The following is a 15,036-nucleotide window of genomic DNA, read 5'->3' on the forward strand; positions in this document are numbered from 1 at the left end:
AAACAGTGTTTCGCATCCTATTTGTCACCCCCGAAATTCCCGGCAACACGGGCAACGCCATCCGCCTGGCCGCCATCACCGGGGCCGAGCTGCACCTGGTGGAGCCGCTGGGCTTCGACTTTTCGGACGCCAAGCTCCGCCGCGCCGGGCTGGACTACCACGACCTTGCCGTGGTCACCGTCCACAAAACCCTGGACGCGGCCTGGGAGGCACTCGCACCGGAACGCGTCTTCGCCTTCACCTCGGACGGGGAGGCCAGCTACACGGAAATCGCCTACCGGCCCGGGGACGTACTCATGTTTGGCCGCGAATCCGTGGGCCTGCCCGCGGAGGTCAAGCATGATGCCCACGTGACGAGCCGCGTCCGGCTCCCGATGCTGCCGTCGCTGAGGTCACTGAACCTGGCCAATTCGGCGTCGATCGCGGTCTATGAGGCCTGGCGCCAAAACGGTTTTTCCGGCGCACAAATACAGGCCTGACGTCCGGGCTGCGGCCGATTTTTACCCATCGTTTCACCCACTGGAGGTATGCATGTCCGCTCGTGACCCTGGCCTGGCTTTCACCGATGGAGCCCTGCAATTTGAGTTGTGGGCGGACAAGCTTTGGGACCCCATGGGCCGCGACGTGGCCGGGGCAGCCGTGCTCCAGCCTGGTGAAAAGGTGCTCGACGCCTGCTGCGGTACAGGTGCAGCCACCCTTCCCGCCTCCCTGGCCGTAGGACCAAAGGGGACCGTCGACGGCGTCGACCTCTCCACCGGGTTGCTGCGCATAGCCGCCGCCAACCTGGCCGAACGGGGCATCCTGAACACGACGCTGACCGAGGCCGACGTCACCCAATGGCGTGGCCACCGCACCTTTGACGCCGTGCTGTGTTCCTACAGCATGTTCTTCTTTGCCGACATGGAAGCCGGCGTGGAGCATTTGGCCTCCATGCTGCGCCCCGGCGGACGCTTCGTCACGAGCACGTGGGTGGAGGGTGCGTTGGAACCGTTTGCGGGCCGCATCCTGGAGGCGGCCATCAAGGAACGCCCGCGCCTGGCCGGCGTGGTCCCGCTCCCGAACCAGAACATGGCTAAAATCGCGTCGGTGGATGGACTCACGGAGTGGCTCACGGCGCGCGGCCTGGAGGACGTCTCCGTCTCCACGCACCCGCTCACCCTGTCAGTGGACGATGACATGGCGTGGAACCTGGTCATGGGCAGCGGCTGGCGCACCCTGCTCCCCCGCGATCCCGAGGCCATCGCCCGGGTGCGCCGCGAATTCATCCAGTCCGTGGGCCCGCAGGTGGAAATGAACTCGGACGCCCTGATAGGAATCGGCTCCGTCCCGGGTTAAGACGCCCAGTCAACGCGCCGGGCCGACTATGCCCGCCGGCGCTTGATCTCCTCCACGGCCTGCGGCAACACCTTGAACAGGTCTCCGACAATGCCGAAGTCGGCGATTTCAAAGATGGGCGATTCCGAGTCCTTGTTCACGGCCACAATGACCTTGGACGTCTGCATGCCGGCCTTTTGCTGGATGGCGCCGGAGATGCCTACGGAAATGTACAGCTGCGGGGCAACCTTCTTGCCGGTCTGGCCCACCTGCGCGTTGTGCGCAATCCAGCCTGCGTCCGTGGCCGCACGCGATGCCCCGACGGCGGCGCCGAGGACATCGGCCAGCTCCTCGACCGGGCCGAAGTCACCGTCCACCCCGCGGCCGCCGGCCACTACGATGCGGGCGTCCTCCAGTTCTGGCCGGCCGGATGCGGCACGCGGGGTGCGCTGCACGACGCGGGCGCCCAGGCTCGACGGAGCAAAGGCCACTTCGACGCTTTCGACGGCGGGCGCGGTGGCCTCGGCTGCAAGCGCTGCCTCCACACTGTGCGATTTCACACTGATCACCACGACGGCGGAGCTGGCGCGCGCCGCCACCGTGTAGGACCCCGCAAGGACCGACTTGTGCACCACCAGCGTGCCGGCGTCGGAGTCCACTGCGACAGCGTCGGTGATGACGCCGGCGTTCAGGGCCACGCCCACGCGGGCCGCGATTTCCTTGCCCTGCGGACCGTTGTCCACGAGAACGGCGGCAGCGGAAACAGCGGCCGCCGCCTGCGCCACCAGGTCCGCCTTGGGGGCCACGAGGTAATCGGCCAGCTCGGGCTGTTCGGAATGGAGCACGCGGGTGACGCCGTACGCGCCGAGGTCGGCGGCCAGTTCGGGGCTGACGGGGCCGGCCACCACGGCCACCGGCTCGCCGGCTGCGCGGGCCAGCGTCAGCAGCTGATGGGACGTGGGGTGGAGCTTGCCGGGCACGTCCACCTGGTCAATAAATACAACAATGGCTCTCATGTGCGGTCCTTAGATCAGTTTCTGCGCGGCCAGGAAGTCAACGAGTGCAATGCCGGCTTCACCCGAGTCGGTGATGATGGTGCCGGCCGTGCGGGCAGGGCGTTCAGCGGCGGCGTCCACCTGTGTCAGCGAACCTTCATGGCCCACGGCATCCGGTGCCAGGCCAAGATCGGCCAGGGACAGCGTGTCCACCTTCTTCTTCTTGGCGGCGATGATGCCCTTGAAGTTCGGGTAACGGGGTTCGTTCGCCTGGTCGGTCACGGAGACCAATGCAGGCAGATCAGCCTGGATTTCTTCCGAGAAGTCGTCGCCATCGCGGCGGACAGTAACAATATTGCCCTCCACCTCCAGTGAGGAGGCGAAAGTGAGCTGCGGCAGGCCCAACCGGGCCGAAAGCTGCGCCGGGATGATGGAGGTTTCGCCGTCGGTGGACGCCATTCCGGTGATGACCAGGTCCACGGGGCCCAGGGTCTTGATCGCGGCGGCCAGCGCCAGCGAGGTCGCGGAGGCGTCGGATCCTGCGAGCGCGTCGTCGGTGATGTGAACCCCTTCGGTGGCCCCGATCTGCAGTGACTTCTTGACTGCTGCCGCTGCGGCGGCAGGTCCAAGCGTCAGGGCCGTAACCCTGTTTCCGGCCTTCGCTCCGCCGCGGGCGTCGGTAATCGCCAGGGCCGCTTCCAACGCGTATTCGTCAAGTTCGGAGAGAATGCTCTCGTTGCGGTCAATGCGGTGGTTGTCACCGGTGAGGTGCCGGTCAAATTGCGTGTCTGGCACGTATTTGACCAAGACCACAATACTTAGTGCTGAGTTTTCCACTACTGTCCTTTGTGTCATGGACGCTTGTTGCCCGCCCGCCCCCAGTGCTGGGGGCGGTCCCGCGGGACGGACCTGTTGCCTTTCCCAACAGCTTAGTTCGTGGGGGCCCAGTGCCGGAATTTCACGTCTCGGTTCTTTACCCGGCACGCAACTGGTGCGCCACCTCCCCCCGTGGTCTGACTTCCCGGCAAAAGGTTCCGCCTGCGGCGCGATGCCCCGGCCGCCTTCCCGCGGCAGGGTGGAGGCATGACTTCAGTAATTTTGGGCGCACGCTCGCTCTCCAAGCGCTACGGCGCAGGCATCGCACTGGACAATGTTGACCTGGACATCCAAGCCGGCGAGTCCGTCGCCGTCATGGGCGCCTCCGGTTCCGGCAAGACCACCCTCCTGCATACCCTCGCCGGCATCACCATCCCGGATGCCGGCACGGTCAGCTACTCCGGCACGGACATTACGGCCCTCAATGAAACCCAGCGCTCCAAGCTGCGCCGCGAATCGTTCGGCTTCGTCTTTCAGCAGGGCCTGCTGATCCCCGAACTCACCGCCATTGAAAACGTTGCCCTGGCCCTGATGCTCAACGGGGTTCTCCGCCGCGACGCCGAGGCACAATCCGCCGGCTGGCTGGCGCACCTGGGACTCTCCGGCATGGAGGGGCGCCGGATCGGCGAGCTCTCCGGAGGGCAGGCCCAGCGCGTAGCCATCGCCCGCGCGCAGGTCACCGGCGCCCGGATCGTGTTCGCCGACGAGCCCACCGGCGCCCTCGACTCGCACACCTCGGCCGACGTCATGACGGCGCTTCTCGAGGCCACCGCCGGCCGCGGCCACACCCTGGTCCTCGTCACGCACGATTCCACCGTCGCCTCACGCTGCAGCCGCACCTTGTACATGCACGACGGCGTCCTGTCCCCCGCGCTGCCGGCCCGCCCGGGTGCCGCGCCGGCGGGCGAAAGCGCCGGCGGCAGCAACTATCTGGCCGGACCGCGGTGACCTCCATGAAAACCACCATTCCCATCCTGTGGATGATGTCCCGCCCCGCACCGGGCAACAAGGCGGTGGTTGCACTGCCGGCCACCGCGTTTGCCCTGGTCACGGCCCTGCTGCTGATCGTGCTGGCCGGTGCCCTGAGCTTTTTTACCCATCCAGCCCCCGCCGACGGTTTTGGCACGGCCGGCGCGTACCAAAACCTGGCATTGGTGGCCTTGGCCCTGCTCATTCTGCCCCTTCTGACGTTGGGCGGGTCGGCCGCCCGGCTCTCGGCCCGCCGCCGGGACGAGCGCCTGTCCACGCTTCGCCTGCTGGGTGCCACGCCCGCGCTGGTGGGGTTCATGGCCGTCGTGGAAGCCACGGCCGTGGCTGTTCTGGGGATCGCCGCCGGCATCGTGCTGTATGCGGCGGCTCTTCCGGCCGTTGCCCTGATCCATTTCCAGGGGCATGCGCTGGGCCTGGCCGGCTTGTGGCTGGATCCGCTCGTGGTGCTCGCCACGGCGGCCGCCCTCATCGTTCTTGCCGCCATCAGCGCCGCGGTGGGGATGCGCCAGGTGGCCCTGACGCCTTTGGGCGTGCGCACCCGGCAAAAGGCCCCCACGGTGCACTGGGTGAGGGCAGCACTGGGGGCCGGGGCCGCCGTCGTCCTTTACCTCGGCATGGCGAACATCACGGCCAGCGGTTCGATCGCGGCCGTCGTCGTCATCCTGCTGGCGGCGTTCGCCGGTGGGCTGGCGCTGCTGAACCTGATGGGCCCGTATGTGCTCAAGTGGTTCGCCGGGCGGCAGGTCCGCCGTGCGGCGACGGCGGTCCGGCTGTTGGCGGCGCGCACCATCCTGGAATCGCCCAAGGCCGCATGGCGCCAGGTGAGCGGGCTGGCCATGACCAGCTTTATCGCCGTGGTGGCCGGGACGGGGCTGGCTGTGCTCAATGGCGCAGGGGCGGGCATTGGCACGGCCGAGGCCAACCTTTACAACGACATGCGCACCGGGGTGATGATCACCGTCGTGGCCTCATTTCTGCTGGTGGCGTGCAGTGCCGGCGTGAACCAGGCTGCCGCCATCCTCGACCGGCGCGAACTGTACATCAGCCTGGACCGGATGGGCATGCCGCGGACCGTGATGGACGCGGCCCGGAAGCGTGCCATCATGTCGCCCGTACGCATTGTCACGGTTGGGTCAGCCGTACTCTCCGGCGTGCTGCTGTTCCCGCTCACCGGACTGGCCATGATCTTCTCGCCACTGTCCCTGCTGGTCATCGCCGGCATTTTGGCGGGCGGGATTGGCCTGATCTGGCTCGGACTTGCGGCTTCCGCGCCCGTCCTGGGGAGGGTCCTCGCCGGCGGTTCGACCGCGGCGGACTAGCAAGCGCGTATAAAAACAGTCAGTGGCAGACGCGGATGCAGCGCGTCGTCCACGCCACCGCGCTGCCCACGCAACAAGGAGAAGACCGGCCCTGACGGTGACCGGTCCTCTCCTTGTTGCTGCGGTGTTGGTGGTTGATTGCCGACCCAACGAACCGGCAGGCCCAACCCCTCGCCGCGCCTAGCTGGCCGTCATGGTGTCCAGCGTGACGTCCTTTTGCATGGTCTTGCCGCTGCGGGTGAACGTCACCTTCACGGTGGCCCCGGCGGCTTGTTCACGAACCGCCGCGGTCAGGGACGAGGCGTCACTGATGGTGCGGTCGCCCAGCTGGGTGATGACGTCGCCCTTCTGCAGGCCCGCCTTCGCGGCGGCGCTGCCCGAGGTCACCTGTGCCACCGTGGCCCCGGCGGAGAACTGGCTGTTCTGGCCCAGGGCGGAGGTGCCGCTGACGGAGACGCCCAGCTGGCCGTGCGTGGCCTTGCCGTTGGCGATGATCTCATTGGCAATGCGCTTGGCGTTGTCGACGGGGATGGAGAAGCCCACACCGATGTTGCCGCTTTGGCTGGTGGAACTGGACGAACTGCCGGCCGAGGCGATGGCCACGTTGACGCCGACAATCTGGCCCTGCGTGTTGACCAGCGCGCCGCCGGAGTTGCCTGGGTTGATGGCCGCGTCGGTCTGGATCACGTTCAAGTTCACGCTTCCGGTGGCCGTGGTGGGGCTTTGTCCGCCCCCGGGAGGGGAGAACTGGAAGCCGTTGCCGCCGGAACTGTTCGGGTCCTGGGAGGAGTCGCTGGGCGTGGACGGGACGGCGGAGGATGCCACCTGGATGGTCCGGTTCAGCGTGGAGACGATGCCGTCGGTGACGGTGCCGTTCAGGCCGAGCGGGGATCCGATGGCGATGACGGTGTCGCCGACATTGATCTTGTTCGAGTCCCCCAACGTTGCGGGGACCAGGTTCGGCGCGTCAATCTTCACGATGGCGAGGTCGGACATCGGGTCGGTGCCCACCACCTTGCCGGCGTAAACTTTGCCGTCGCTGGTCTGCACCTGGATGGTGGCATGCGCCGCAGCCCCGTCCAGGGTCACCACGTGGGTGTTGGTCAGGATGTGCCCGGCCGTGTCCAAGATGATGCCGGAACCGGTGCCGCCGGAGTTTCCGCTGGTGGCGGAGATGGTCACCACGGACGGCATGGCCTTGGCCGCTGCCGCAGACACCGCGTTGACGGAGTTGGTGTTGTTGACCACCAGGGGTGCGGCCTGCTGGTTCGAGGACGCCACGACACCGGAGTTCTGCCCGCCAACCAGGAAAGACGTCCCCGCGGCAGCGCCGCCGCCAATGAGGGCCGCAGCAATGACGCTGGCGGCGAACAGGCCCATGCCCACCTTTTTGCGGGGCTTGGACTGGGTTTTCACGGCAGGGGACAGTGTGTGGGGATAGGCGTTCGACGCCGGGTACCCGGCTCCTGCGTGGGTGCCCATGCCCGGGTGCTGTTCCGTCTGGTCATGTTCCTGGCCGAAGCCTTGCTGGCCATGCTGCTGGCCATGCTGCTGGTCAGGCTGCGGGGAGTGCCGGCCATAGGTGGAAGTAGCGGGCGGTTCTTCCGCCGCTGCCTGTGCAGCCGGCGCTGCGTTGGGGGCCTGCGGGTAGTTCGGGCTGCCGTAGCCGTAGGGGCGGGCCGGTTCCTGGTGGGGCGCGGCCGCCGGCGGCTGAGGAGTTGCGTTTGGTGCCGCGTTCGGTGCCGTGTTTTGCTCTCCGGACTGCGGGGCCTGCCACTGCTGGCCGGCGTCGGGCTGGGCCTGTTGCGGCTGGTGGATCGGCATGGTGGGGTTGCTGTGTCCCTGGTAGCCGGGTGCTGCGGGCGGGGCAATGCGCTCAGTGGAGTTGCGCCCGGCCGTGTCCGGTGCGTTCTCAGTCGCAGGGGACACCGATGCCTGTTGCCCGGTTGCCGATGCATCCTGCGCCTGCGGTGCCGGTGCGTTGAACAAAGGCCTCGTGGGAGACTCCTCCCGGGGTGTTTCCGCCGGGACGTCTTCGTTGCGGCTGGTTTCCCCGCCAGTGTTCTCGCTCATGAGCTTTTCCCTTCATAGAACAAATCTTGTGATGAACCTTCGCTTGATATCCATCATGGCCCGCAGGGCTGATGCATTTACGAACGTTCACTGGAAGGTAGCTGTGAAGAACTCCCAACTTCCATTATGTCCCGGCCCGCCGGTCCGGTCACTGTTGGAGGTCACTGTCGGCGTGATCCCCGGGCAGGGCCTGCAACGGCCGGAAACATGGACGCTGTGGAAAATTCCACCCTAGAATCAAGGAGGAAGCACAAATGAGGTTCCTGCCGGTCCGGTGCACATAAAGGTGAGCGATGTTCTCAAGGTTTAAGCCGTTGTCCCAACTCCTCGCTGTGCTGGGATTCGCCGCCTTCATGGTTTTTCCGGCGGGGATGGCACAGGCGGGAGTGGCACAGGGCGGAGTGGCACAGGGCGGAGTGGCACAGGCGGGGCCAGTCCGGGTCGAGCCGCCAGTGACCATACCGGCCGGCAGCTACATTGTGGACAACGCCAATGTGCTTGGCGGCCGGAAGGCCGACGTGCAGGCTGCCATCACCAAACTGCAGCAACAACACGGCATGACGTTGTTTGTGGTCTACGTCGATTCCTTTGACGGCACTGACCCCGTCACCTGGGCCAAGGATGTGGCAAACCAAAAGCAGTTTGGCCAAAACGACGCCATCCTGGCGGTGGCCGTCACAGCCAGGAAGTATGCACTGCTTGCCGACACGTCGGTGGTCAGCCAAGCCAAGAACGACAATGTCCAAAAAAATGCCGTCATCCCCGCACTGGCCAAAAAGGACTGGGCACAAGCCGCCATCGACACTGCCGCCGCCCTGGGCGACGCGGCCGGGGGCGGCGCGGGCAACGTGCCCAACCCCACGGGAGGGTTCGTGGCGCTGGGAGTGGGCGGCGTCGTCGTGCTTGGCGGCGCAGGAACGGCACTTGCCATCCGCAGCCGGCGCAGGAAGGCGGCAGCCGACGCTGTTGCCAAGGGGTACGGGCCGGACGGCCAGCCGGTGGATGTCAATGCCGGAAAGACGGTGGAGGAACTGCGCAGCCGGGCCGGTTCACTGCTGATTGCCGCTGACGACGCCATCAAGAACAGCGAACACGACATCGGCTTTGCGCAGGCGTCGTACGGCGACGAGGCCGTGAAGCCGTACCAGTCCGCATTGGCGAGTGCCAAGGCGCATCTGAGTGAGTCCTTCAAGCTCCAGCAGCAGCTCGATGATGAAATCCCGGACACCCTTGACGAGCAGCGCCAATGGCTGGGCGAGATCATCAAGCGCAGCGAGGATGCCAATGCCGCCCTGGATGCGGAGAAGAAGTCATTCGACGAACTGCGTGAACTCGAGCGCACTGCCCCGCAGGTGCTGGCCGCGGTCCGCACGGAGGCCACGGGTGCCGCAAGCAAGGTGACGTCCGCCGAACAAGCCCTGTCCGTGCTGGCCGGCAAGTACGCCGACTCGGCCCTGGCCACGGTCCGCGACAACGTGCGCGAAGCCGGGACGCGGCTTGAGTTTGTCCAGACCGCGGCCGCCGACGCCGACGCGAAGCTGGCCGCCGGCGACACGGCAGGGGCTGCCATGTCCGTCAAGGCCGCCGAGGAAAGCCTGTTGCAGTGCAACGTCCTGCTCGAGGCCATTGGAAAGACGGAGCAGGCCATCAACGACGCCGCCACGACGCTGGGCACGGCGCTGCCGGAAGCCCTGACGGACCTGGAGCGGGCCAAGTCAATGGTGGCTTCCCCGGAATTTGCCACTTTCGCACCCACTGTCGCCGGGGCCGAATCCGTCTTGCAGGATGCCAAGGCGAAAGGCTCGGCCGGCAAGCCTGATCCCGTGGCCCTGCTGGGCGCGGTGCAGGGCGCACACAACCAGCTCGACGAACTGCTCACGGGCATCCGCGACCAGCAGCAGCAGGCGCTGCGGGCACAGTCGGCCCTGCAGCAAACCATCGCTGGCGCGCAGGCACAGATTTCCGCTGCACAGGACTTTGTCGCGGCCCGCCGGGGCGGCGTCGGCACCGAGGCCCGCACGCGCCTTTCCGAGGCCCAGCGCAACCTCGACTACGCCATGACCATTGCCGACTCGGATCCGACCAACGCACTGGCCTACGCGCAACAGGCGCAGCAGCTGGCACAGCAGGCCATCCACTACGCGCAGCAGGACGTGGACCGTTTCACCGGCGGAGGCGGTTACGGCGGAGGACGCGGGAGCATGGGCGGCGGGATGGGCGGAGCCATTTTGGGTGGCATCATCGGCGGGCTGCTCTCCGGCGGCGGTGGCGGCGGCTTCGGCGGCGGAGGATTTGGCGGCGGAGGGTTTGGCGGCGGTGGTGGTGGCTTCGGCGGCGGTGGCGGCGGTCTTGGCGGCGGAGGCGGTAACTTCTAATGTCCCAGGTTCGCAAGTCCCATTCCCACGGGCCGTGCGCTGGGCGCGGCTGTCACCTAGACTCAAAATGAAGATTCCCACAGTTCCACGGACCAGGCACCAACAGACAAGCACGGATGATGTTCAACAGTAAAAATAAGGGGAAAAGAATGGCAAAGCAGTCAATTTTCGGCCGGATTGCACAGTTGGCAAAGGCCAATATCAACTCGCTGCTGGACCAGGCCGAGGATCCGGAGAAGATGCTCGACCAGATGGTGCGCGACTACAAGGCGAACATCACCGAAGCTGAAGGCGCGGTGGCCCAAACCATCGGCAACCTGCGCATGCTCGAGGACGACTACAACGAGGACGTCAAGGCTTCCCAGGAATGGGGCTCGAAGGCCCTCGCCGCCAGCCGCAAGGCGGACGAATACCGCGCGGCAGGGAACCCCACCGACGCCCAGAAGTTCGACAACCTCGCCAAGGTTGCCCTGCAGCGCCAAATCTCCTCGGAAAACGAGGCCAAGGCATCGGCTCCCAACATTGCCGCCCAGACGGACGTGGTGGAAAAGCTCAAGACCGGCCTGCAGCAGATGCACGGCAAGCTGGGCGAGCTGGCCAGCAAGCGCAATGAACTCATTGCCCGTTCCAAGACTGCCGAGGCCCAGACCCAGGTGCACGATGCCCTGAAGAGCATCGACATCATGGACCCCACCAGCGAGGTCAGCCGCTTCGAAGAGAAGATCCGCCGCGAAGAGGCCAAGGTGCGTGGCCAAAACGAGCTCGCCGCCTCCAGCCTGGACGCCCAGTTCAACAGCCTGGAGGACCTGGGTGAGCAGACCGAGGTGGACGCCCGGCTGGCCGCCCTGAAGTCCGGAGGCACCCCCGCGCAGCCTGCCATCTCACCGGCGGCTGACGCCGTCGACGAGGCCGACTTCGACAAGCTGTAACACTGCCAGGGCAGCGACGGCAGGGGTTGCGGATTTGGCATTTTTTGTAGTCGGCGTAAAGGAGACGCTAAGGCCGCCCGCGGCCGAAGTGTCGGATAGCCGCCGGAAAAATGTCAAATCCGCAACCTAGCCGTTCAAGTCCACATTCTACATCTGCGTAAACGCCGCCACCGCGGGGTCCGTTCCGATGCGTTGGCCGGATTCCAGCGCCGAAACGGCGGCCAGCTCTTCGGGGCTGAGTGTGATGGCGGCGGCGGCTAGATTTTCCCGGATCCGCTCCGGCGTGACCGACTTGGGAATCACAATGTTCCCCACCCCCAGGTGCCAGGCGAGCACAATTTGGGCCGGCGTTGCACCGTGTTTGGCCGCCAGTTCAGTCACGACGCCGCTGTCCAGGTCCCGGCCCTGGCCCAACGGACTGTAGGCTTCCACCGCGATGCCGTGGCTGCGGCTCTTCTGCGCCAAGGCCGGCTGGTGGAACGTTGGGTGCGACTCGATCTGGTTGACGGCGGGCACCACCGTAGAGTTGGCCAGCAGCTCATCCAGGTGTTCCGGCAGGAAGTTTGACACGCCAATGGCGCGGATCAGGCCCTGCGCGTACAGCGATTCAAGTTCCTTCCATGCCTGCGTGTAGAGCCCCTGCGACGGCACGGGCCAGTGAATCAGGTACAGGTCGATCCAGTCCACGCCGAGTGCCTGGCGGCTGGCCTCAAACGCGGCGCGGGGGCTGTCCTGCTCGCCGTTGCGCAGCTTGGTGGTCACAAAGATCTCTTCGCGCGGAATGCCGGAGCCGGCAATGGCTGCACCAACGCCGGCCTCGTTGCGGTACGCCGCGGCCGTGTCGATGTGGCGGTAGCCGGCGGCCAGCGCATCCCCCACCACCACCCGGGTTTCTTCCGGCGGGATCTGAAAAACGCCAAATCCAAGTTGCGGAATGTCCACGCCGTTGTTCAGCGTCAGCACCGGTACCGCCGCTGCGGCTTCACTGCGGGTTGATTCAGTCATGACCTACTCTTTTCCTTTCACGCTGTCCGCCAAAAAGGCGGTTTCACCCAGCCTAGGCCCATGCGCCGGCTGAGGCATCCCGCGCAACAGGTGCGGCATATCCTAGGTTTCACAGACCTACCCACACGCTGGATTGAATCGTTGCACAGGGGCAGAATGGGGACATGGGTCAAAGTGTTGAATTCGGTAAGTTCCTTTCTGCCATGCGTGCCCGGCTCCAGCCGGATCCGGGCACCACCTACAGCACCCGTCGAGTGCCCGGGCTGCGTCGGGAGGAGGTGGCCCGGCTCGCTGACGTCTCCACCGACTACTACACCCGGCTGGAACAGGGCCGGAACATTCATCCGTCCCGCTCCGTGCTCTTTTCAGTGGCGCGGGCCCTGCAACTGAACGACGCCGAATCCGCGCACATGTTCGACCTCCTGGACAACTGCGGCGGGCAGGCCACCGACCCTCCGGCCGCCCAACGCGTGCGCGCGTCGATGCGGCAGCTGCTCGAAGGCGTGGGTGACGTGCCCGCCGTCGTGCTGGGCCGGCGGACAGACGTGCTGGCCGCCAACCGCATGGCGCGTCTGTTGTTTGTCGATTTCCCCGCGATGCCCCGCGAACAGCGCAACTACACCCGCTGGATCATGCTGGATCCGGCAGCGCGGGTGCTCTTCCGCGACTGGCATGGCGCGGCGGCCGACTCGGTGGCGCAGCTGCGGGCGGACGTGGGGCGGCATCCCGGCGACCCGGCAACCACCGCACTCGTGGGCGAACTGGCGGTCAACAGCGAGGACTTCCGCCAGTGGTGGGCACGGCACCAGGTGGCCCGGAAGTCGTCCGGGACGTTGAAGCTCCACCACGGGCTGGTGGGCGAGTTGGAGCTCGACTTTGAGCATCTGCTCCTGCCCGACGACCCCGATCAAAGCCTGCGGATCTACACAGCCAAGAATGGCTCGCCCTCCCTCGATTCACTCAAGCTGCTCTCGACGTGGTCGCAGGTTCCCACAACAGGCCTTGCCCACGTTTCCAACTCATCCGAAGGAAGCAATTGACAATGAAGTACACACATTTGGGCCGCAGCGGCCTGTCCGTCTCCAAGCTCTGCCTGGGCACCATGAACTTTGGGCCCCACACGGAGGAAGCCGACGCCCACCTGATCATGGACCAGGCGCATGAGGCAGGGCTGAACTTCTTTGACACCGCCAATGTCTACGGCGGCACGGAACACCGCGGCTGGACCGAGGAGATCGTCGGCCGCTGGATCAGCCAGGGCGGGGGCCGGCGCGAACGGACAGTGCTCGCCACCAAGGTTTACGGGAACATGACGGACTGGCCCAACGATTCCAAGCTGTCCGCGCTGAACATCCGCAGGGCCCTGGATGCCAGCCTTAAGCGCCTGCAGACCGACCACATCGACTTGTACCAGTTCCACCACGTGGACCGCGACACGCCGTGGGACGAGATCTGGCAGGCCGTTGACACCGCCATCACACAGGGCAAGATCCTCTACGCCGGCAGCTCCAACTTCGCCGGCTGGCACATTGCCGCAGCGCAGGAGGCCGCCGCCCGCCGGCCCGTCACCGGCCTGGTCAGCGAACAGTCCATCTACAACCTGATGCAACGCAGCGTGGAGCGCGAAACCATCCCGGCCGCACAACACTACGGCCTGGGCATCCTGCCGTGGTCGCCCCTGCACGGCGGCCTGCTGGGCGGTGTCCTGCAAAAGCAGAACGACGGCGTCCGACGCACCGAGGGCCGCGCCGCCTCGGCCCTTGAGGAACACCGCGACGCGATCGAGGCGTATGAGGCGTTTGCGGCCGAGTTGGGCCACGCGCCCGGCGACGTCGCCTTGGCGTGGCTGCTGCACCAGCCGGCCGTGACGGCGCCGATCATCGGGCCACGCACCTCCGAACAGCTGGCTGCCGGCCTGCGGGCGCTGGAGGTTTCGCTGGATGAGGCCGCGCTGGCCCGCCTGGATGAAATCTTCCCCGGCCCCAAGACTGCGCCCGAAGACTACGCCTGGTGAGCGGCTTCAACGACGACCTGAAGCTTTTGCGCGGGTCCACGTCCGGCGCCGGATACCTCACCACCCCACTGGCCGGACCCCGGGTGCTGTTCCTGGGCGGTTCGGGCATCATCAGTGCCGCGTCCGTTGCCCGGGCGGCGGCCCTGGGTTTTAATGTCACCGTACTCAACCGGGGAGTGAGTTCCGAGCGACCGGTGCCAGCCGGCGTCGAACAGCTGGTGGCGGATGTCCGCGACCCCGCCGCCGTCCGCAGGGTTTTGGGCAGCCGGACCTTTGACGTGGTGGCCGACTTCGTGACGTTCACCGCGGAGCAGGCGCGCGCCGGCGTCGAACTGTTTTCCGGGAGGTGCGGGCAGTATGTTTTCATCAGTTCGGCGTCCGCCTACCAAAAGCCGCCCGCCCGGCTGCCGATCACCGAATCGACGCCGTTGCGCAACCCGTTCTGGCAGTATTCGAGGGACAAGATCGCGTGCGAGGACGTGTTTGTTGACGCCTACCGGGAGGACGGTTTTCCCGTCACCGTGGTGCGGCCCTCGCATACCTACGACCCCACCCGGCTGCCGCTGCTCTTTGGCTGGACGGACGTGCACCGCATGCGTGCCGGGCTGCCGGTGGTGGTCCACGGGGACGGGACCTCGCTGTGGACGCTGACGCACACCTCAGACTTCGCCGTCGGCTTCGTGGGGCTCTTCGGCCTTGATGCGGCGGTGGGCGAGAGCTTCACCATCACCTCCGACGAGGCCCTGCCGTGGGACGCGGTGTACCGTGCCGTGGCTGCTGCGGCCGACGTTCCGGAGCCGCAGCTGGTCCATGTGGCCAGCGACACGATCGCTTCGCTGGCGCCGGAGCTGGGGGCGGGCCTGCTGGGCGACAAGTCCCATTCGGTGATTTTCGACAACTCCAAAATCAAGCGGTACGTGCCGGACTTTGGGGCGAGGATCCCCTACAGCACGGGCGCCCGGCAAATCATGGCCTGGCACATCGACCACCCGGAGGCGCGTGTGGTGAACCCGGAATACATGGCACTCTCGGACAAGCTCGCCGGCCTGTAACTGGTGATCGAGCCTGCCGAGATCCAGGCGGCGGGCACGGGTGGTGCGGAAGCGCAGGCGCCTTCTCGGCTGGGGATTGCGAGCAGTGGGAGCA

At 66.4% G+C, this 15,036-nt stretch carries 13 protein-coding genes; 9 read left to right on the plus strand and 4 right to left on the minus strand.

The window, feature by feature from the left end; genetic code table 11:
• The first annotated feature begins 5 nt into the window (after window positions 1–5).
• On the plus strand, window positions 6–479 hold the full coding sequence (locus CVV68_RS02485) for a tRNA (cytidine(34)-2'-O)-methyltransferase (RefSeq protein ID WP_110499435.1): 474 nt from the start codon (window positions 6–8) through the stop codon (window positions 477–479).
• Window positions 480–531: 52 nt separating this feature from the next.
• Window positions 532–1,335 carry a class I SAM-dependent methyltransferase gene (locus CVV68_RS02490; RefSeq protein WP_110499436.1) on the plus strand — a complete coding sequence of 268 codons (804 nt, stop codon included), beginning with the start codon at window positions 532–534 and terminating at the stop codon, window positions 1,333–1,335.
• Window positions 1,336–1,361: 26 nt separating this feature from the next.
• Here CVV68_RS02490 and CVV68_RS02495 read toward each other — a convergent pair whose 3' ends face one another.
• Entirely contained in the window at window positions 1,362–2,330 is a 969-nt protein-coding gene (locus CVV68_RS02495; RefSeq protein ID WP_110499437.1) for an electron transfer flavoprotein subunit alpha/FixB family protein, read from the minus strand.
• Between the two features lie 9 nt (window positions 2,331–2,339).
• Window positions 2,340–3,146, minus strand: coding sequence for an electron transfer flavoprotein subunit beta/FixA family protein (locus CVV68_RS02500; RefSeq protein WP_438502606.1), 807 nt, complete (start codon window positions 3,144–3,146; stop codon window positions 2,340–2,342).
• Between the two features lie 246 nt (window positions 3,147–3,392).
• On the opposite strand from CVV68_RS02500, the gene CVV68_RS02505 reads away from it, so the two are divergent.
• Window positions 3,393–4,133, plus strand: a complete 741-nt coding sequence (locus CVV68_RS02505; protein ID WP_110499439.1) for an ABC transporter ATP-binding protein — start codon at window positions 3,393–3,395, stop codon at window positions 4,131–4,133.
• A 5-nt stretch (window positions 4,134–4,138) separates the two neighbouring features.
• Window positions 4,139–5,494: an FtsX-like permease family protein gene (locus CVV68_RS02510; protein ID WP_110499625.1), complete on the plus strand. Its 1,356-nt coding sequence runs from the start codon at window positions 4,139–4,141 to the stop codon at window positions 5,492–5,494.
• Between the two features lie 180 nt (window positions 5,495–5,674).
• Here the strand turns inward: CVV68_RS02510 and CVV68_RS02515 are convergent, their stop codons facing one another.
• The gene (locus tag CVV68_RS02515; RefSeq protein WP_245933288.1) at window positions 5,675–7,567 is read right to left on the minus strand and encodes a S1C family serine protease; all 1,893 of its coding nucleotides are present in this window, start codon (window positions 7,565–7,567) and stop codon (window positions 5,675–5,677) included.
• A 293-nt stretch (window positions 7,568–7,860) separates the two neighbouring features.
• Here CVV68_RS02515 and CVV68_RS02520 point away from each other — a divergent pair, with 293 nt between their 5' ends.
• A complete protein-coding gene (locus CVV68_RS02520; RefSeq protein ID WP_110499440.1) occupies window positions 7,861–9,942 on the plus strand; it encodes a TPM domain-containing protein in 2,082 nt (693 codons plus the stop codon).
• 149 nt (window positions 9,943–10,091) lie between these two features.
• Window positions 10,092–10,871, plus strand: coding sequence for a PspA/IM30 family protein (locus tag CVV68_RS02525; RefSeq protein WP_110499441.1), 780 nt, complete (start codon window positions 10,092–10,094; stop codon window positions 10,869–10,871).
• A 147-nt stretch (window positions 10,872–11,018) separates the two neighbouring features.
• Here CVV68_RS02525 and CVV68_RS02530 read toward each other — a convergent pair whose 3' ends face one another.
• Window positions 11,019–11,876 carry an aldo/keto reductase gene (locus tag CVV68_RS02530; RefSeq protein WP_110499442.1) on the minus strand — a complete coding sequence of 286 codons (858 nt, stop codon included), beginning with the start codon at window positions 11,874–11,876 and terminating at the stop codon, window positions 11,019–11,021.
• A 164-nt stretch (window positions 11,877–12,040) separates the two neighbouring features.
• On the opposite strand from CVV68_RS02530, the gene CVV68_RS02535 reads away from it, so the two are divergent.
• From CVV68_RS02535 to CVV68_RS02545, 3 genes are all read left to right on the plus strand, one after another.
• The gene (locus tag CVV68_RS02535; protein WP_110499443.1) at window positions 12,041–12,916 is read left to right on the plus strand and encodes a helix-turn-helix transcriptional regulator; all 876 of its coding nucleotides are present in this window, start codon (window positions 12,041–12,043) and stop codon (window positions 12,914–12,916) included.
• A 2-nt stretch (window positions 12,917–12,918) separates the two neighbouring features.
• Window positions 12,919–13,890 carry an aldo/keto reductase gene (locus CVV68_RS02540; protein WP_110499444.1) on the plus strand — a complete coding sequence of 324 codons (972 nt, stop codon included), beginning with the start codon at window positions 12,919–12,921 and terminating at the stop codon, window positions 13,888–13,890.
• A gap of 68 nt (window positions 13,891–13,958) precedes the next feature.
• Entirely contained in the window at window positions 13,959–14,942 is a 984-nt protein-coding gene (locus CVV68_RS02545; protein WP_110499627.1) for an NAD-dependent epimerase/dehydratase family protein, read from the plus strand.
• The last annotated feature ends 94 nt before the right edge of the window (window positions 14,943–15,036 follow it).

Source organism: Arthrobacter livingstonensis (assembly GCF_003219815.1).
In the GTDB taxonomy this organism is placed as follows: Bacteria; Actinomycetota; Actinomycetes; order Actinomycetales; family Micrococcaceae; genus Specibacter; species Specibacter livingstonensis.

Excerpts from the sequence above, each read along its gene's own strand:
- CVV68_RS02515 (WP_245933288.1), bottom strand. The coding sequence starts at position 7,567 with ATGAGCGAGAACACTGGCGGGGAAACCAGCCGCAACGAAGACGTCCCG.
- CVV68_RS02525 (WP_110499441.1), top strand. The coding sequence starts at position 10,092 with ATGGCAAAGCAGTCAATTTTCGGCCGGATTGCACAGTTGGCAAAGGCC.
- CVV68_RS02530 (WP_110499442.1), bottom strand. The coding sequence starts at position 11,876 with ATGACTGAATCAACCCGCAGTGAAGCCGCAGCGGCGGTACCGGTGCTG.
- CVV68_RS02495 (WP_110499437.1), bottom strand. The coding sequence starts at position 2,330 with ATGAGAGCCATTGTTGTATTTATTGACCAGGTGGACGTGCCCGGCAAG.
- CVV68_RS02535 (WP_110499443.1), top strand. The coding sequence starts at position 12,041 with ATGGGTCAAAGTGTTGAATTCGGTAAGTTCCTTTCTGCCATGCGTGCC.
- CVV68_RS02490 (WP_110499436.1), top strand. The coding sequence starts at position 532 with ATGTCCGCTCGTGACCCTGGCCTGGCTTTCACCGATGGAGCCCTGCAA.
- CVV68_RS02510 (WP_110499625.1), top strand. The coding sequence starts at position 4,139 with ATGAAAACCACCATTCCCATCCTGTGGATGATGTCCCGCCCCGCACCG.
- CVV68_RS02505 (WP_110499439.1), top strand. The coding sequence starts at position 3,393 with ATGACTTCAGTAATTTTGGGCGCACGCTCGCTCTCCAAGCGCTACGGC.
- CVV68_RS02520 (WP_110499440.1), top strand. The coding sequence starts at position 7,861 with ATGTTCTCAAGGTTTAAGCCGTTGTCCCAACTCCTCGCTGTGCTGGGA.
- CVV68_RS02540 (WP_110499444.1), top strand. The coding sequence starts at position 12,919 with ATGAAGTACACACATTTGGGCCGCAGCGGCCTGTCCGTCTCCAAGCTC.